A 17,606-nucleotide genomic window follows, 5' to 3' on the forward strand; every position below is an offset into this window, starting at 1 on the left:
CGTCGTAGCACTTAGTTCAGATCGACGGTCTTGCCGTCGACCTTCACCGCGTCGGAACCGAGAATGTCGATGCTCGTCCCGCTAATCGTGATGTGTCCGCTGCTTTCGAGAACGATCGACGCTTTACCGGTTCGCAACTCAATACGATCGCCCGCAGTAACCGTATAGGTCTTGCCCACCATCGTGGTTTTCGACAGCCCCACTTCCTCGGCGCTGGCAAGCCCGGCCGCCGTGTTGATCGCGCCCGCTACCGTCACCGTATACGCGCCGCCAATGGTCAGGGCTTTCGCCAGCCCCACCGTCTCCGTCGACGTCAGTGCAATCAGGAGATTCTCCATCCCCTCGATCGTCTCGTTCCGGTTGCCGCCGACCGTCAGCGTCTCGTTGTTGCCAACGGTCTCGGTGCGATCCACCCCAACGTGAATCGTCTCGTTGTTGTCGACCGTCTCGGTTCGGTCATGACCAACATGCACCGTCTCATCGTGATCGATGTTCTTGGTGCGATCGTTGCCAACCCAATGCGACTCATCGTGCTCGACCTCGATGCGCTGATCCTTCTCGGCGTGAAGCCAGACCTCTTCCTCACCCTTCTTGTCCTCGAAGCGGATCGCATTGGCCGTGTTGACGTTACCGGTCTTGGTCGAACGCGTCAGAATCCCGCTCTGTGTCGCGTTGGCTGGCAACGCCCACGGCGGCATGTTCTGCGAGTTGTAAACGCGCGACGTCACGAGGGGACGGTCCGGATTTCCATCAAGGAAACTCACGACCACCTCATCCCCGATTCGCGGGATCTGAATCATCCCGAAACCGCTACCCGCCCACGGCTGGCTCACGCGCACCCAGCAGGAACTCCCTTGGTCGCGTTTGCCGAGACGATCCCAGTGGAACTGCACCTTCACCCGGCCGAGACTATCCGTATAAATCTCCTCGCCTTTCGGACCTACGACGATCGCCGTCTGCGGCCCGACGATCGTCGGACGCTCGCCCTCGAATGCCGGACGGTACGGAATTTTCTTGCGAATGCAGGTGAAGCTGCATGAATACGCAGAAGTCCCCTCGCCAGGCTCGTAGTTGTTCGTGCCTGTGTGCGACACAGTCAGCAACAGGAATTGCCGGTCTTCCTGTTTGGTACTGGCGTGATCGTAGTGGTCGTCCAGCTCGAAGTATCGGCACGGCATCATCCGCCGACCCGTCGTCACCCCGACGAACGTTTTGCTGTGTGCAGCCAGCGCTTCCGTCCGGAAGCGCGCGAGCTCTTCGCCCCGATCACTGTCAGCGAAACCATGCTCGCCGAGGTAGTCGTAGATCTCGTAGGACGGTACGTCGCCTTGATTGACTTCCGTGCCGCCCGACACGAATCGCCGGGCATGAGGAATTTTGTAGTCGAACGTTTTCAGTCCGACCGTGTCCGGTGCAAGCTGACGCTGTGCTTGAAATGACGTGATGACGGCGAGATTGTCCATCGCCTCGCCCTGATTGTATTGCAGCGATGGACTGCGCCCGTCGATCGGCTTCGCGGTCACCGAGTTATCGGCGATGATCAGCTTGTGCCCATCCTTCGCATGCTCGAAGTAATAGAACAAGCCATCCTCTCGCATCAGCCGTTCGACGAAAGCAAGATCCGTCTCACGGTACTGCGTGCAATAGCTGCGATTCTGCGTTCCTTTCGAGAGCCGGAATTCGAACGACGCGAGCTTGCCGTACTCCCGAAACACGCGCGCGAGAATCGCCTCTGTGTTCTCTTCCTGAAAGATCCGAATGTCCTGTCGGCGAGAGAGCATCCAGAGCCACGGCAGGATCGTTGCGCTATACATCGCAAAACCACCATCGGTGTCGAGATGCGAAAACGCCGCGACGTATCCGTGGAAGTAACGCTCTTCCGAGCTGGCGAGCGCATCGGTCAACTGCAACGTGATTGTCACAGGTTGGCCGATCAACTTCTTCAGCTCGATATTCTTGTCTTGCGACGCGAGCCGGACATGCATCTCGAAATTCTGAGATAACCCCTCGGTACAATGGAAATCGACGAGCACGAGATCCGATCGACCTTTCAATGGCGTTTCAATCGTAAACAGGCGATTGCTCTGGAGCTGGAAGAAGCTCGCAATTTCGGACATTTGCATATATAGCCTCGGAATCTCTCAGCGGAGGGGCAATTTTTTGTCGGCGCGGCCATTTTAATATGCCTGCGCGCCATTTTGACTAGATGTCGGCTCCGGAAAACGGGGACCGATTATCGCGGATTATTGAATATTGCAGCGAATGGACCATCTGCTGTCACATTACGAACGTGAAGTCGGACTGCTTGCACGCAGTCTGGCGGACTTTGCTCGACGCTTTCCGAAGATTGCAGCACGCCTGGGCATGTCTGGTGGCCACGTCGAAGACCTGCACGTCGACCGAATGGTACAGACGTTCGCGCTGCTAGCGGCTCGTGTCGATGCGAAGCTTGATGACGATTACCCGCAATTCACCGAGGCACTTCTCGAAATTGCCTATCCGCACTATCTGCGCACGGTCCCGTCATGCGCGGTTGCCTCGTTCGACCCATCGGTTCTGTTCGGTCAGCTTACCGAACCGCTGACGATAGCGCGCGGCACGATGCTGGACGCCAATGCCGCACCGTGCCGCTTCCGTACACTCTACGACGTCACGTTATCGCCGTTGCGTATCTACTCGGCACGCTATTCATCAGCGACGCTCGCGCCAGCAGCGGCGCGCATCCCGGCAGAAGTGACGGGGATCATTTCGATTACCTTTACAAGCGAATCCGCGTCGCAAGCATTCGATGACGCCATTCCGTCCACCCCAGTGCGGGTACATCTGTCCGGAGAGCGGCCGCTCGTCGCTGCGCTTTCCGATACGCTGTTGCTTCGTGCATCGGCCGCCTACGTGGAGGTGGACGAAAGCGGACGCTGGACCCGCTTGTCGAAAGTCCCCATTGAGGCGGCCGGCTTTGCCGATGGCGAGCGATTGTTGCCGAAGCAAGACGATACAAGCGCACAATCGTTCAGGCATCTGATCGAGTATTTTGCCTTCCCCGAGAAGTTTGATTTCGTCGACATCGACCTGGGTCGAATGCGTCGCGCCGCGCGCGCCGAAGCAGCTCGACGACTGACGCTTCACGTCGCCGTGCAAGGCACCGCCCATGATTCCGGCACCGCTCAGATCCTGGCAACGCTGAACACCAGCACGTTCCGATTGTTTTGCACACCGGTCGTCAACCTGTTCGAACGCGCGGCAACGCCTATCCAGCTAACCAGTCACGATGCCACCTATCCGATCACGCCGACCCCGTTGGCAACCGGCATTCCGCTGAGCGTCTACTCGGTTGAGGCCGTGTATCTGGGCGAGCGTACGAAGTCGGGCGAAGACAAGGCCGCCATCGCTTCACATGCGGCACCGCGCACGCAGGTGTGGCCGTATCGTGCATTCAGTCACGCGCGGCCCATGGATTCGTCCGCCATCTATTGGCTGGCCTACCGAGATCCGGAGACCATGCCGGACGGCGCGCTGGCGGAATCGCAACTGGCGTTGGTCGACTTAAAGGGTCAAACCGCTCATCCGCGACACCCTCAGGTCGATGTCGATGTCCTGGCAACCAACGGAGCAATGCCGTCCCGGTTGCCGATCGGGGCCCCCGATAGCGATCTTCTGTACGAGGGTTCGGCATTGGCGTGCCCGATCATGCTGCTCTCCCGCCCCACCTTGCCGGCTGCCTTGCCGCGGGGCGGCGCACTTTGGCGCGTCCTGTCGGCACTGGCGCCGCATCCGCTCGACCTGACGCGGACCGGACTACCCGCGCTGAAGGAGTTTCTCCGTTTCCATGCTCCGCGTTCCAGCGTGGTTGCCCAACGCTGCATCGACGCGATCGCATCTCTCGACTGCAAACCAGCGATCAGGTGGATGTCTCTCGACGATCACTTCCCGTCATTTGTTCGCGGTGTGGAGATCCTGCTTTCTGTCTCCGAGGCGGCGACACGAGATGTCAGCCTGCATCGGTTCTCGGCTGTCATGGACCGATTCTTCGGCCCGTACGCTCAGTCAAACAGCTACGTTCAACTCGTCGTGTTGTCGGCCGAGAGCGACAAGGAGCTTTTGCGATGCGCTCCACGCCCTGGGACACAACCGCTGGTATAGGTCAGTGGAGATAGCCAGCCAGAATCCCCCCACCCACACCAGCTTGAAAGCCAGCCGTTCGACCGTGCATATATAGCAGCGCCGGAGCATTCGCAACGGCGTCCGCCAAAATCATCGACATGGCCGGGCTTGTCAAGCCCAACGCAAGCATTGCCGGATTGATGCCCAACAGCATCACAGTCGCTCCCTGTGCGACAACCACTCCACCGTAACCGTCGAGATAAACGGTTCCGCCTTGCAAATCCGACCGCGTAAGTTCACTGCCCTTGAATGCACTGGTCATGTAAACGGTCCCATGACTCGGGAAAGCATACGTCGAGCCAGCAGCACTTGCATCATGGCTACCGAAGTTCGGCAATTTCAATTCTGGGATTGTGAACCTCGGCAATTTGATTTTCGGAATCCTGGCGCCCCAGCCGTAACCAATACCCACACCACCGTAGTAGAAGCTTTGCGAATGTTTCTGTGGATCAGTGAGAATGATATTCCCCCCCGTCGCAACTACGATGTCAACGCTCACCCCACCGCCCGCGCCAGTGTCATATTTCCACTTGCTCTTTCGAAGATACGACATACGCCCTCTCTCTTCTGCTTCTCGTTATGTTCGTGACGGCAGATTCATAATCCCGCACACGATTGCAACTGCACCCATGAAGGCAAAAACAATCGTCGAATCCCAGATCGCGGCGAAGACATTCATCGTTGCGCTGCCATCAGGATCGTCGGCCTGGTACCGCACCTCGACTCGCTGACCGAGCTCCACTTTCGTGACAATCCCGCCTTGCGGATACGAAATCTGCTGTCCTGTCTTGGTGGTGAATTGAATCTCGGGATGGTATCCGCCAGCATTGAGCTTAACGACGAGGCCCGGTACCACAATCGATGTTCGAAGAAATTCTCTAGTCGACTGTGCGCTGATTGCAGCAGCGACAAGAAGGCCCACCCCAATCACAATGGCACTGATGCCCTTAAACATGACGCCCTCGTTTACATTCCCTACAATTATTCGGGTGCTCCATGCTGATCGTATCAGCCTGCCAAATTCTAAAACATCCTCACCTGGACGCCAGACTGTCCGGCTGGTGCGCTATCAGGCCTTCGGCAAGTGGCGCGCTTGCGAATGGTCTCCGAGATCGAGGATGGGTTGTGTTCATTTCGGGAGCCGTAAGTTGGTTTGGAATTGGGCAAGCAGCGCTCCACTACAAATCGTGGCAAGTGGCGCCCTTCGCCTGCCTAGCCGGTATCGGCCTTGCGATGTGCATAGCCGTATTTAGGCCAGACCCAAGACGGGACACTGTGTTTTATGGCATCCGACGTGACGCCCGGAAATCGTTCTGGCAGCGAAAGCGCAATGACATCCTCGCTAAATTGATAGCGGCCGTCATGGGCGCAGTACAGGGCGTTGGAGGAACACTGCCAACCCAAGCGCTCAACAGATGATGACGCGGCCTCCGGCAAAGTATCGGGCGGTCATCGGGTGGAATTCATTCACACTCCGTTCACACCGAACGGCGAAGGGAGCCAACTTGACAGCAGTCGCTCGCGTGACTAAGTGACTGAATAAGCGAAGAATCCTGGCCCGCCCTACACGATTCGAACGTGTGACCTACGGCTTAGAAGGCCGTTGCTCTATCCAACTGAGCTAAGGGCGGTCAAAGAGAAAAGACACGGTCTGACACGGGCCGCATTCGGCATCGGGTTTGAGTCACGAAGCAGCAGCGACGCCGCCCCAAACAACTCGAAACCCCGAAACAAAACGGGCCCGGCACGAAGCCGAGCCCGAAATTATACCCGATCATCGCGCCAGATCACGGAGACCGGCGCTCGCAGCATCAAACCGGCTGCGGATGCAGCATGAACCAGCCGAGGCAGAACACGCCGGCGATCACGCAATACACGCCGAACGACGCGAGCCGGCCGCGCCCTTCGAAATAGCGCATCAGGAATCGCACGCTCAGGTACGCGGCGATCGCCGTCAGCACGCCGCCGAGCAGCGCATCGGCGAGCTGGTCGCGCGCATGGAACAGCTTCGGCAATTCGAGCACGCCCGCGGCAAAGATGATCGGCGTGCCGAGCAGGAACGAGAATTCCGCCGCCTTCTCCGCCGTCAGCCCGGCCGCGTTGCCGGCGATCATCGTCAGCCCGCTGCGCGAGAAGCCCGGAATCAGCGCGCCGATCTGCGCGAGGCCCACGAAGAACGCCTGCTTGAACGTCATCTTCTCGGGCGGTTGATGGGCGCGGCTGCGCTGGATGCGATCGCCGAGCCACAGCAACACGCCGTTGACGATCAACGCAATCGCGACGATCCGCAGATCATGAAACACGCGCTCGATGCGCTTTTCCAGCAGCAGGCCGACGATGCCGGTCGGGATCGTACCGATGATCAGCGCCCACATCAGGTGCCCGTCGTCGTTCTTGCGGCCGCCGAGCTGCGCGAAGAAACCGCCGATCAGTGCGATCCAGCGCGCGCGGAAGTACCACAGCAGCGCCAGCGCGGTGCCGAGGTGGAGCGCGACGAGGAAGGGCAGCAGTTGCGGCGCATGCTTGTCGATGTGCATGCCGAACAGCGCCGGCACGAGCAGCGTATGGCCGAGGCTGCTGACGGGGAAGAGTTCGGTGACGCCCTGCAGGACGCTCAGGAATACCAGAAACCAGAGGCTCACGCGTCGGTCCTTTTAGTAAAGATTAAGCGGGAAGGAAGGCGGACGACGCGATGCGCGTCCTGAAAAACGCGCCCCGATTATGCCGAGCCAGGATTACTGCGCCAAGGCATTTGGCAGGATATTGCGGCAATGCACACAAACACTTGCAATTTGTAAGCGCGCAGAAAGCAAAAAGCCCGCCATTTGCATGGCGGGCTTGTCCACTTCGGCAGGAATTGCCGTCAGCGGCCGAGCTGATAGAAAAATAATACCGTGCTGCCGGTAAACATGCCGAACAGTGCGATACCCATTGCCATTGCCAGATCCATGGCCCCCTCCACGAAGTGTCATGACCCGGCAACATCACCGGTTTAGAGGCATTATCCAGACCGTCGACAGTGTTAAAAACTCGCAATTTCCCGAGAAGGGTTTTCCCCGAGCGGTCGCGGCCCGATAATGGAACGCACGTTGCTCCCCTCACCCGCCCAACCCGATTCGCCATGCCGATCTTCCAGCAACACGACATTCACGAACTTCACGCCGGCCCGTCGCTCGTCCGGGTCGCCCCGCAATTCGGTGGCCGCCTGCTGTCCTGGCACGTCGATGGCGAACCGGTGATCTTCTGGCCGGAAACCGCCGACTGGAGCAACCTCGCCCGCGTGCGCGGCGGCAATCCGCTGCTGTTCCCGTTCCTCGGCCGCCACCGCGTCGACGGCGAACTCGGCCGCTGGCGCGACGCCGCCGGCGTGGTTCGCGACCTGCCGATGCACGGTTTCGCGCGCGATCTGCCGTTCGACGCGCAGCCGTCGGCCGACGGCGCCGCGTTGTCGATGACGCTCGACGCGAACGACACGCTGCGCGCGAGCTATCCGTTCGATTTCCGGTTCGAAACGACCTACCGCCTGGCGGACGCCCATACGCTGGAAGTCGCGCTGACGACGACCAATCGCGGCGACACGCCGCTGCCCTACTACGCCGGCCACCATTTCTATTTCGCGCTGCCGCACGGCGAGCGGGCCGACACCCGCCTCGAGTTGCCACCGACCCGCCGTTGCCACCAGCGCGCGGACGGCTCGATCAGCCCGCTCGAACCGGGCGAGGTCCGTTACCGCCTCGACGATCCGGAGATCCTCGACCGCTTCCACTGCCTCGACGGCGAGCCGTCCGCACCGGTGCGCATCGTGATGCCGGGCCGCCACCGCACGATCGAGATCGCACTCGACGTGCCGGGCTCGATCCCGTGGTACGCGGTCACGACGTGGACCGAAAAGCCGGATTCGGACTTCTATTGCGTCGAGCCGTGGCTCGGCCTGCCCGATGCGATCCACAACGGCCGCGGCCTGCGCATGCTCGCGCCGGGCGCGACTGAAACGGCCACGCTGCGGATCCGTGTCGCCCCGCTCGCCGGCTGATTCGACACGCACCGAACCGGGGCACGGCGGCCCCGGTAGCGACCGAAACTGCGGTGCGCGGGTCGAACCCGTTAAAATCGGACGTTTTGTGTTGCCTGCCGCGTCACGCGCGGCAGGGTTTTGCGAGGTTCAATGTTCGGAACAACAACGAAGCGACTCTTCGCAGCCGCCTGCGCCGCCCTGCTCGTCGCGTGCGGCTCCGCGCCCGTCGGCCCCGGGTTCTATCGCGTCGAGCGTGGCGACACGCTCTACAAGATCGCGCGCGACAACCGCACGTCGGTACAGAGCATCGTGCGCTGGAACCAGATGACGAACCCCGATGCGATCGAAGTCGGCCAGGTGCTGCGCGTCGCGCCGCCGCCCGGCACGACCACCGCATCGACCACCGGCACCGGCAGCGCGGGCCGCGCACGCCCGGCCCCTTCCGCGCCGGTCGAATCGGCCGTGAAGCCGGCCACGAGCATTGCGCTGATCTGGCCGGCGGCCGGCAACGTGGTACGCACGTTCGACGGCTCGAAATCGAAGGGCATCGACATCGCGAATTCGCCGGGCACGCCGGTCGTCGCGGCCGCGCCGGGTGTCGTCGTCTATGCCGGTAACGGGCTGCGCGGCTACGGCAATCTGATCATCCTGAAGCACAACGCCGATTACCTGACGGCCTACGCGCACAACCGCGCGCTGCTGGTGAAGGAAGGCCAATCGGTCACGCAAGGGCAATCGATCGCCGAGATGGGCAACAGCGACAGCGATCGTGTCGCGCTGCATTTCGAGCTGCGCTATGGCGGCCGCTCGATCGATCCGTCACGCTACCTGCCGGCGCGTTGAGCGCACGACAGACGGCGCGCGATGCCGGCACGCATCGCGTGCCGTCGCGGCGAAAACGGAAAAAAGTCGCGTCAGCGCTTGCGCAGACGTCCGGTGACACGGCCGGACAACGGATCGACATGACGAGCAAACGCCACCAGCACACCGATTCCGATCAGGCTGAACCCCGCAGCTATCAGAAGCAAATCCATGGTCACACCACTGTTTTGTCTTGATCTTATGCGTCATTGTGAAATCGTGCACTGAGGCTCGCCTACTGGACGAGTCCGAACATTCCCTATCAGCAAACACCATTGTGGATTCGTCTGCGTGAAATCCTGATGTAAGCCGCTCACCGGACGCCCCGCTCGACATCAGGAGACCACGCGATGCTGCCCGCCGCCGACCGCTACGATCACCTCCTCGCCCGCTTCCGGTGGGACCTTCCGGCGCGCTACAACATCGGCGTGGACGTGTGCGACAAATGGGCCGACGGCAGCGGACGCCTCGCGCTGATCCACGAAACGGCGCAAGGCGACGTTTCGCGCCTCACGTTCGACGACCTGAGGAATGCTTCTAACCGGCTCGCGAACAGCTTCGCGCGTGCCGGCCTGCGGCGCGGCGACCGGATCGGCATCTTTCTCGCGCAAGGGCCCGAAACGGCCATCGCGCACCTCGCCGCGTACAAATTCGGCGCGATCGCGGTACCGCTCTTCACGCTGTTCGGCGTCGACGCGCTCGAGTACCGGCTCGCGAACAGCGAGGCGGCCGCGCTCGTCACCGACGCGGCCGGCTACGCGAAAATCGCGCCGCTGCGCGCGCAACTGCCGGCGCTGCATACCGCCTACTGCATCGGCGGCGATGCGCCCGACGTGCCCGGCGTGTTGCGCTACGACGCGGCGCTCGCCGCCGAAGCGCCGGATTTCGTGCCGGTGGATACGGCCGCCGACGATCCGGCCGTGATCATCTACACGTCCGGCACGACCGGCAAGCCGAAGGGCGCGCTGCATGCGCATCGCGTGCTGCTCGGCCACCTGCCCGGCGTCGAGATGTCGCAGCAGTGCTTCCCGCGCGACGCGCGCCTGTTCTGGACGCCCGCCGACTGGGCATGGATCGGCGGGCTGCTCGACGTGCTGCTGCCGTCATGGCATCACGGCGTGCCGGTGCTCGCGCGCCGCTTCGAGAAATTCGACGGCGACGCGGCATTCGCGCTGATGGCGCGGCACGGCGTCACCCACGCGTTCCTGCCGCCCACCGCGCTGAAGCTGATGCGCGCGGTCACGGCGCCACGCGAACGTTACGCGCTGTCGCTGAAATCGGTCGCGAGCGGCGGCGAATCGCTGGGCACCGAACTGACGGCGTGGGGCCGCGACGCGCTCGGCGTGACGATCAACGAGTTCTACGGGCAAACCGAGTGCAACATGGTGCTGTCGTCATGCGCGGCGCTGTTCGATGCGCAGCCCGGCGCGATCGGCAAGGCGGTGCCCGGTCATGCGGTCGCGATCGTCGATGCGGACGGCACGCCGCTGCCGCCCGGCGTCGAAGGCCGCATCGCGGTACGCCGCCCCGACCCGGTGATGTTTCTCGAATACTGGCGCAACCCCGACGCGACGCGCGACAAGTTCGCGGGCGACTACCTGCTCACCGGCGATACGGGCACGATCGACGCCGACGGCTTCGTGCGCTTCGTCGGCCGCGACGACGACGTGATCACAAGCGCCGGTTACCGGATCGGCCCCGGCCCGATCGAGGACTGCCTGCTCACGCATCCGGCGGTGCGGATGGCGGCCGTCGTCGGCGTGCCCGACGCGACGCGTACCGAGATCGTCAAGGCATTCGTCGTGCTGAACCCCGGCCACGTCGGCGACGCAGCGCTCGTCAGCACACTGCAGGCCCACGTGCGCACGCGGCTCGCCGCGCACGAGTATCCGCGCGCGATCGCGTTCGTCGACAGCCTGCCGATGACCGCGACCGGCAAGATCGTGCGGCGCGCGCTGCGCGACGCGTGAGCGCACTGTCCCCGCTCGGCCCGCCCGGCCGGATGGTTTATAGTGGCGCCACGCAGTCTTTCCAAGAAACCGATGTCCTCTGATCAACACGCCGCCGCGGGCGCGTCGCACAGCCCGCTCTACGCCAAACTCCTCGGCGAAACCGCCAAGATCGACTGGTGCGATCTCGAGCGCTTCTTCGCGCAGGGCAAGCTGCTGTCCGTTGCGCGCGACCTCGATCTCGTCAGCGTCGCGGAAGCGGTCGCCAGCGACGACACCGAACAGGTCACGCGCTGGCTGTCGTCCGGCCTCGTCGCGCGCATGCCGGCCGAGACCGCCGCCGACTACGCGGCGCGCAATCCGGAGCTGTGGGCGGTCGTCGTCTCGCCGTGGGTGTGCGTGCAGGAACGCGCCTGACGCGTCCACCATGTCCGAATCCGCCTTACCGCACGGGGCCGGCAGCGCGTCGGCCGCCGTCACGCATCGGCGCGTTCTCGCGCTCGCGTTCCCGATCGTCCTCGCGAACCTGACGCAACCGATCCTCGGCGCCGTCGACACGGCCGTCGCCGGCCACCTCGACGGCGCGCAATATCTCGGCGGCGTCGCGCTCGGCGGGCTGTTCTTCAATTTCGTGTTCTGGGGCTTCGGCTTCCTGCGGATGGGGACGACCGGCCTCGTCGCGCAGGCGCATGGCGCCGGCGACGCCGCCGGGATCCGCCTGAACCTGCTGCGCGCGCTGATCGTCGCGTTCGCGCTCGGCGCCGCGGTGCTTGCGCTGCAGGTGCCGCTGCTGTCGTTCGCGCTGTCAGCGCTCGGCGGCAGCGAGGCCGTCCGCGCGACGGCGCTCGGGTACAGCCACGCACGGATCTGGAGCGCCCCGTTCGCGCTCGCGAACTACGTGGTGCTCGGCTACCTGCTCGGCATGCAGCGCGTCCGGCTCGCGCTCGTCGCGCAGGTGTTCATCAATGCGGTGAACATCGGTGCCGTGCTGCTCTATGTGTATGGTTTCGGCTGGGGGATCGCCGGCATCGGCGCCGCGACCGCCACCGCGGACGCGTGCGGCTTCGCGCTCGGTGCATGGATGCTGTGGCGGCTGCGGCCGCGCGGCCTTGCACCGCTCGCGGTACGCGCGCTTGCCGACCGTGCGGCGCTCAAGCGGCTGATCGCGCTCAATCGCGACATCTTCCTGCGCACGCTGTGCCTGCTCGGCGCCTTCGGATGGTTCGCGCATCTCGGCGCGCAACAAGGCGACGCGACGCTCGCCGCGAATGCGCTCTTGCTGAATTTCCAGACCTTCATGGCGTACGGCCTCGACGGCTTCGCGCATGCGGCCGAGGCGCTCGTCGGCGCGGCGGCCGGCGCGCGCGATCGCCGCGCATTCCGGCAAGCCGTGCGCGTCACGCTGTTCTGGTCGGCACTCGGCGCGCTGCTGTTCGCGCTCGTTTATTGGGCCGCAGGCGGCTGGATCGTCGCGCGCCTGACCGATCAGGCCGAGATCCGCGCCGTCGCACTGCGCTACCTGCCGTGGGCCGCGATCTCGCCGATCGTGTCGGTCTGGGGTTTCCTGCTCGACGGCGTGTTCATCGGCGCCACGCAGACGCAATCGCTGATGCGCGCGATGGTCGCGTCGTTGTCGATCTTCGTCGCGGCCACGCTCGCCGCCGTCGGCACGTTCGGCAATCACGGCCTGTGGTTCGCGCTGCTGCTGTTCATGGCGGCGCGCGGCGCGACGCTCGCGCGCTATCTGCCGGCGCTGTTGCGGCGGGTCGGCGCCGACCCGCAGGCCGCATCGGCAGCCCGCGCGTGACAGCGGGCCCGGCCGACCGTTACTGCGACTGCACGGGTTTCGGCGACGGCGCGTCGAGCATCGACGGCGGCGTCATGTCGGTCGGCACGCCGTGATAGTCGGCCGGATCTTCCGGCGGGTGGCCGCGGCGCGCTTGACGGGGATCGCTGCTGCAAGCGGCAAGGAGGGATGCGGCCAGCACGGCCAGCACGAAACGGGTCATCAGGTAGGGCTCCGGAAAACGGCGCGCCGAACGCACGCCGAGACCGCGCCGAGTCTAGCGGAAATCGGGTTTCGGGTTGCGCCGCGCATGTCCTACTATGTACGCATGGCGCTGTGCCGTTGAAAGGAGGCTGCCATGTCGTCTGAAGAAATTGCGGGCCTGATCGGCCTGTTCATCGGTCTGATGGTGCTCGTCGCGCTGTCGTACTTCGAGTCGCGCGAATACAAGCGCAGCCATGAAGGCGAAGGGATGATCCACCACTGGATGGCGGAACACCACCTGCTCGACTGGCGGCGCAAGCACTGAGCGCGTCGCTGCCGTCCGGCCCGTCCCCAGGGCCGGCGCGAACGTGCCGCTCGGCGGCACGGTGATCGCCGCATGTCGCCGAAATTATCGGGGCCCGATACACACACATCGACCGGATACACGAACGCCGCCGCGTGACGTCTGCCACGCGACGGCGTTCGCTTGCGCGCAGCGCGCCCTCAGAGGGCGCGATGCGATTCGGACCGCTCAGCCCAGGAAGTGGCGGGCGTAGCGCGCGTTGATGTCCGACAGGCGGAACAGCGTCAGGAAATCCGCGCAGTTGAAGTCGGGATCCCAGGCCGGTGCGCCGCAAATCTTCGCGCCAAGACGCAGATAACCCTTGATCAGCGGCGGCGGCGCGACGACGGTGCCCGTCTGCAGTTCGTCGACCGGCAGGGCCGTGTGCGGGAACGCGCGATACTCGGGCGCCGTCAGCGAGCCGGCCGACAGCGACTGGTACAGGTTCGCCGCGTAGTGGCCGCCGTCGGCCATCGACACGCTCGCGCAGCCGAGCATCGTCTCGTAGCCGTTCTGCATCATGTACGCGCCCAGCCCGCCCCACAGCGCCATGATGACGGCGCCGCTGCGATAGTCGCTGTGCACGCACGAGCGGCCGACCTCGACCATCTTGCCGCGCAGGTGCGTGAGGCGCGACAGGTCGAATTCGCCTTCGGCGTACAGGCGGCCGACCCGCGCCGCCTGGTGCGGCGGCAGCACGCGGTACGTGCCGACGACTTTCAGCGTGTCGAGATCGCGGACCAGCAGGTGGTCGCAATACGCGTCGAACGGATCGACGTCGAGACCGGACGGGCCGCTGACCTGCGCGCCCATCTCTTCGGCGAACACGCTGAAGCGCAGGCGCTGGGCTTCGCGCAATTCGTCTTCCGTGCGCGCCCATGCGGCGCGCAGGCGATACTCGGATGTGACGGTTTCACTGGCGCGCGGCAGGTGGCGCCGCGACGTGTCGAGGGGCAGCGAGGCAAAGGGGAGCGTAGGCGTCGGCAGTTCTCGCATTAGGCTTTCCTGATCGTAAGGAATAGGACGACATGCCCGCCAATGTAGTAATCGGCCGTGACCGTTATGTGGCACGACCGTGTCCTTTCAATGACGTGTCGCCGAATTGACTTTAGCAGAAAGCTTGCGAAACCGTATGATCAATCCCTTCAAACCTATTCAGACGGGGCTTTACACCAGTTCGGGCGTCAGTACCGCCCGCAGCACGGCCTGCCGGTTGCCGTCGCGCGTGCGGCTCGCCAGCCACACGATTCCGCCCTTCTTGACGCTCCAGCTGTCGTCGCCGCCGGCGACCAACTGCGCGGCGACGCTGCCGAGCGTCGGCTGGTGACCGACGATCACGACCGTCGGCGCGATGCCTTCCGGCCAGCCGGCCGCCGTCAGCACGTCGTCGACGCCGCCGCCCGGCGCGAGCGCGTCGACGGTCCGGTACTGGTCGGTCAGCGCCTCCACGGTCTGCACGGTGCGCGCCGCCGGGCTCGCGAGAATCACGGTATTCGTCTCGAGCCGCCCGCGCAGCCATTTGGCCATCGCCTGCGCGTCCTTGCGGCCGCGCACGGTCAACTGGCGCGCGAGATCGCTCGTTGCGTAATCTTCGGCTTCGGCGTGACGCCACAGGATCAGGTTCATCATGATGTTCTCCTTGCTTCGGCGAGCGCCCGCGCGCGCATGCGTACGGGCCGGCCGATCGTCCCGTGAATTGTCGCAAATCGCGGACCGCTCGCCGCCGCGGCATTTACCCGCATATCGTGATTGACCGAATCGGCCATTCGACGTTATTATCTTTGGCTCGTCGGAGCGTAGCGCAGCCTGGTAGCGCATCTGATTTGGGATCAGAGGGTCGAAGGTTCGAATCCTTTCGCTCCGACCAAAGGAATCAAGGGGTTACGGTTGAACACCGTAGCCCCTTTTCCGTTTACGGGCGCTTTTTACCGGCCCTGGAATCGCCTACCCATTTCCCGCAGCGCGCGGCGGCCCGGCCCGGGTACGGGCCCGCCACCACGTCGACGCGCCCGCGCATCCGCCGTCAAGCCCGCGCACGAAACTTGCTGGAACACGCGATAATACGTGTGAAACAACCCGGCAACCGCGCATGAAAAACAACGTTCTCAAGCCAGCCCTCTGCGCGTCGCTGCTCATGCTCGCGACCGCCGCCGCCGGCACCGCGTCGGCGAAAGCGCTCGACGACGCGCTCGACTGCCATTCGACCGGCCACAAGTTCGTCGCACCGTTGCTCGCCGCCGGCGACATCCAGTCGGAGCCGATGCACGTCGAATCGAACTCGGTCAATGCGTTCCGCACGAACCACCCGCTGACGGCCTACGGCTTCGGCGTCTATGTCGTGCTCGGCTACCAGGCGAACGACCCGATCTTCCGTCCGGGCGACGGCACGCCGATCGGCGACTGGGCCTACGGCGTCGTCGTACGCGGCACGAAGGGCTCGGTCGAGGAAGCCGTGCGCAAGGCCGGCAGCGACGCCACCGTCAAGCAGGCATTCCCGTTCCTGACCGCGATCGTCTGCTCGTCGGACTGAGCGGGCCGCCAGCACGAGCGTGCGGCCGCGCCGAACGGATGGCGCAGCATACCGCCCACCCGGCTCGTGGCATCCCGAAACACCTTCCGGGCCCGCTATCGCCCCGTCACGCGCCGGTATACACCACGCGATACGGGATACCGACCTTCTCCCACTCCGCCGCCTCCTGGCTGAGGCTGTAGTCGGTCAACGGGTTCTGCTCGACCCACGCGTTCGGCAGGCGCACCTCATAACCGCCCTTCTTCATCTGCGAGACGGAAATATCGGGGAGCCCCGCATCGGTCCGGCGCCGGCACAGCAGCGCCGCGAGCCGCAGGCAGAACAGCAGCGGCCACTCGACCTCGCGCGACTGCGACAGCTTGCCGAGCTTGCCCGCATGGCCGAGCACGAGCGCGGCGAGCCGGGCCTGGTCGGTGCGCGAAAAACCCGGCATGTCCGCATTGCTCGCGATATAGGCCGAATGCTTGTGATACGCGCTGTGCGAGATCGACAGGCCGATCTCGTGCAACGCAGCCGCCCAGCCGAGGAACATCCGCCCTTCCTCGCGCGCTTCCTCGTCGTCTTCCTCGAGCTCGTCGTAGAAACGCGCCGCGAGCGCCCCGATCCGCTCGGCCTGCGCGCGATCGACGCCGTAGCGGCGCGTGAAACCCTCGACGGTCACCGCACGCATGTCCTCGTGCTGCGTCCGGCCGAGCAGGTCGTACAGCACGCCGAGGCGCAGCGCGCCGTCGGTCGTGTCGACGTAGTCGACGCCGAGTTCCTCGAACACCGCCAGCATGATCGCCAGGCCACCCGCGAGCACCGGCACGCGGTCGGGCTTCAGCGCGATCAGCTTCAGCCGGTTGACGTTCTCCGACTTGATCAGCGCGCGCTTCAGCCGCTCGAGGCCGCCGCGCGAAATGCCGTGCGTGATGCCCGGATCGTTGAAGCCGTTCGCCTCGACGAGTTCCGCGAGCGCGCGCGCGGTGCCGGACGAGCCGATCGCCTGGTCCCAGCCGGCCTTCTTGTACTCGCTCGAAATAATCTGGATCTCGCGCTTGGCCGCGAGTTCGGCCTGCCGCATCGTGTACTCGTCGACGTTGCCGGCCGGGAAGAACGTGCGGCTATGGCTCACGCAGCCGATATAGAGGCTCTCCATCACGATCGGCGTGTAGTGCGAGCCGATGATGAATTCGGTCGAGCCGCCGCCGATGTCGACGACGAGCCGCTTGCCGGCGCTCGCCGGCACCGAGTGCGCGGCGCCCGCATAGATGAGGCGCGCCTCTTCGCGGCCCGCGATCACTTCGATCGGGAACCCGAGCGCCGCCTCGGCCTCGCCGAGAAATTCCGCGGCGTTCTTCGCGACACGCAGCGTGTTGGTCGCCACCGCGCGCACATGATCGGGATGAAAATCGCGCAGGCGCTCGCCGAACCGCTTGAGCGCCTCCCAGCCACGCTCCTGCGACGCGCGGTCGAGCATCTTGTCGCTCGACAGGCCCGCGGCCAGCCGGACCGGCTCGCGCAGCGCGTCGACCGGATAGATCTGGCTGCCCGCCGGCGTTTCCTCGACGCGCCCGACGATCAGCCGGAAGCTGTTCGAGCCGAGATCCACGGCAGCCAGCAAGTGGGGAGTTGTAACCATCAGAAGGGGGCTCCGTGCGCGTTCTTCCGCGGCAGCCGTTCCGGCAACCGAGGGCGATCAATCAAAGGCGACATTTTAAGCGTGGAACGCTTGCCGTTGCCACGCTTCACGGGCATGCACACTGCTCGATTCCATA

Annotated in this window: 16 protein-coding genes and 2 tRNA genes; 9 read left to right on the top strand and 9 right to left on the bottom strand. The window is 64.3% G+C overall.

Features of this window, described 5'->3' with window-relative positions; all coding sequences use genetic code 11:
• Nucleotides 1-11: 11 nt before the first annotated feature.
• Nucleotides 12-2,123: a type VI secretion system Vgr family protein gene (locus DTA15_RS28685; RefSeq protein WP_006490582.1), complete on the bottom strand. Its 2,112-nt coding sequence runs from the start codon at nt 2,121-2,123 to the stop codon at nt 12-14.
• Nucleotides 2,124-2,262: 139 nt separating this feature from the next.
• On the opposite strand from DTA15_RS28685, the gene tssF reads away from it, so the two are divergent.
• Nucleotides 2,263-4,140 (top strand): type VI secretion system baseplate subunit TssF, encoded by a 1,878-nt coding sequence (gene tssF / locus DTA15_RS28690; protein ID WP_006490600.1) that lies wholly within the window; start codon nt 2,263-2,265, stop codon nt 4,138-4,140.
• Nucleotide 4,141: 1 nt separating this feature from the next.
• Here the strand turns inward: tssF and DTA15_RS28695 are convergent, their stop codons facing one another.
• From DTA15_RS28695 to DTA15_RS28710, 4 genes are all read right to left on the bottom strand, one after another.
• Nucleotides 4,142-4,714, bottom strand: coding sequence for a hypothetical protein (locus tag DTA15_RS28695; RefSeq protein WP_012492499.1), 573 nt, complete (start codon nt 4,712-4,714; stop codon nt 4,142-4,144).
• Nucleotides 4,715-4,738: 24 nt separating this feature from the next.
• Nucleotides 4,739-5,116, bottom strand: a complete 378-nt coding sequence (locus DTA15_RS28700) for a DUF3592 domain-containing protein (protein WP_012492498.1) — start codon at nt 5,114-5,116, stop codon at nt 4,739-4,741.
• Between the two features lie 599 nt (nt 5,117-5,715).
• Nucleotides 5,716-5,792: transfer RNA gene (locus DTA15_RS28705), tRNA-Arg, on the bottom strand.
• A 180-nt stretch (nt 5,793-5,972) separates the two neighbouring features.
• On the bottom strand, nt 5,973-6,803 hold the full coding sequence (locus DTA15_RS28710; RefSeq protein ID WP_006490581.1) for an undecaprenyl-diphosphate phosphatase: 831 nt from the start codon (nt 6,801-6,803) through the stop codon (nt 5,973-5,975).
• Nucleotides 6,804-7,282: 479 nt separating this feature from the next.
• Between DTA15_RS28710 and DTA15_RS28715 the strand changes: the two genes are divergently transcribed.
• From DTA15_RS28715 to DTA15_RS28735, 5 genes are all read left to right on the top strand, one after another.
• Complete coding sequence (locus DTA15_RS28715; protein WP_006490569.1) at nt 7,283-8,194, top strand: aldose epimerase family protein; 912 nt, start codon at nt 7,283-7,285, stop codon at nt 8,192-8,194.
• A 132-nt stretch (nt 8,195-8,326) separates the two neighbouring features.
• Nucleotides 8,327-9,019, top strand: a complete 693-nt coding sequence (locus DTA15_RS28720; protein ID WP_006490610.1) for a peptidoglycan DD-metalloendopeptidase family protein — start codon at nt 8,327-8,329, stop codon at nt 9,017-9,019.
• Nucleotides 9,020-9,387: 368 nt separating this feature from the next.
• Entirely contained in the window at nt 9,388-11,007 is a 1,620-nt protein-coding gene (locus DTA15_RS28725) for an acyl-CoA synthetase (RefSeq protein WP_006490583.1), read from the top strand.
• A 72-nt stretch (nt 11,008-11,079) separates the two neighbouring features.
• Nucleotides 11,080-11,403: a DUF2288 domain-containing protein gene (locus tag DTA15_RS28730; RefSeq protein WP_006493122.1), complete on the top strand. Its 324-nt coding sequence runs from the start codon at nt 11,080-11,082 to the stop codon at nt 11,401-11,403.
• Nucleotides 11,404-11,413: 10 nt separating this feature from the next.
• The gene (locus tag DTA15_RS28735) at nt 11,414-12,793 is read left to right on the top strand and encodes an MATE family efflux transporter (protein ID WP_006490551.1); all 1,380 of its coding nucleotides are present in this window, start codon (nt 11,414-11,416) and stop codon (nt 12,791-12,793) included.
• A 19-nt stretch (nt 12,794-12,812) separates the two neighbouring features.
• Here DTA15_RS28735 and DTA15_RS28740 read toward each other — a convergent pair whose 3' ends face one another.
• Complete coding sequence (locus DTA15_RS28740) at nt 12,813-12,995, bottom strand: hypothetical protein (protein ID WP_006490588.1); 183 nt, start codon at nt 12,993-12,995, stop codon at nt 12,813-12,815.
• A gap of 135 nt (nt 12,996-13,130) precedes the next feature.
• On the opposite strand from DTA15_RS28740, the gene DTA15_RS38730 reads away from it, so the two are divergent.
• On the top strand, nt 13,131-13,301 hold the full coding sequence (locus DTA15_RS38730; protein WP_006476323.1) for a hypothetical protein: 171 nt from the start codon (nt 13,131-13,133) through the stop codon (nt 13,299-13,301).
• A gap of 207 nt (nt 13,302-13,508) precedes the next feature.
• Here DTA15_RS38730 and DTA15_RS28745 read toward each other — a convergent pair whose 3' ends face one another.
• Both DTA15_RS28745 and sixA read right to left on the bottom strand, forming a co-directional pair.
• Entirely contained in the window at nt 13,509-14,315 is an 807-nt protein-coding gene (locus DTA15_RS28745; protein ID WP_006490555.1) for a GNAT family N-acetyltransferase, read from the bottom strand.
• 171 nt (nt 14,316-14,486) lie between these two features.
• On the bottom strand, nt 14,487-14,948 hold the full coding sequence (sixA, locus tag DTA15_RS28750; RefSeq protein ID WP_006490592.1) for a phosphohistidine phosphatase SixA: 462 nt from the start codon (nt 14,946-14,948) through the stop codon (nt 14,487-14,489).
• Nucleotides 14,949-15,109: 161 nt separating this feature from the next.
• On the opposite strand from sixA, the gene DTA15_RS28755 reads away from it, so the two are divergent.
• Both DTA15_RS28755 and DTA15_RS28760 read left to right on the top strand, forming a co-directional pair.
• Nucleotides 15,110-15,186, top strand: a tRNA-Pro gene (locus tag DTA15_RS28755).
• 222 nt (nt 15,187-15,408) lie between these two features.
• Entirely contained in the window at nt 15,409-15,849 is a 441-nt protein-coding gene (locus tag DTA15_RS28760) for a hypothetical protein (protein ID WP_012492497.1), read from the top strand.
• 106 nt (nt 15,850-15,955) lie between these two features.
• Here DTA15_RS28760 and ppx read toward each other — a convergent pair whose 3' ends face one another.
• A complete protein-coding gene (gene ppx / locus DTA15_RS28765) occupies nt 15,956-17,470 on the bottom strand; it encodes an exopolyphosphatase (RefSeq protein ID WP_006490522.1) in 1,515 nt (504 codons plus the stop codon).
• Nucleotides 17,471-17,606 lie beyond the last annotated feature (136 nt).

Source organism: Burkholderia cenocepacia (assembly GCF_900446215.1).
Lineage (GTDB): Bacteria > Pseudomonadota > Gammaproteobacteria > Burkholderiales > Burkholderiaceae > Burkholderia > Burkholderia cenocepacia.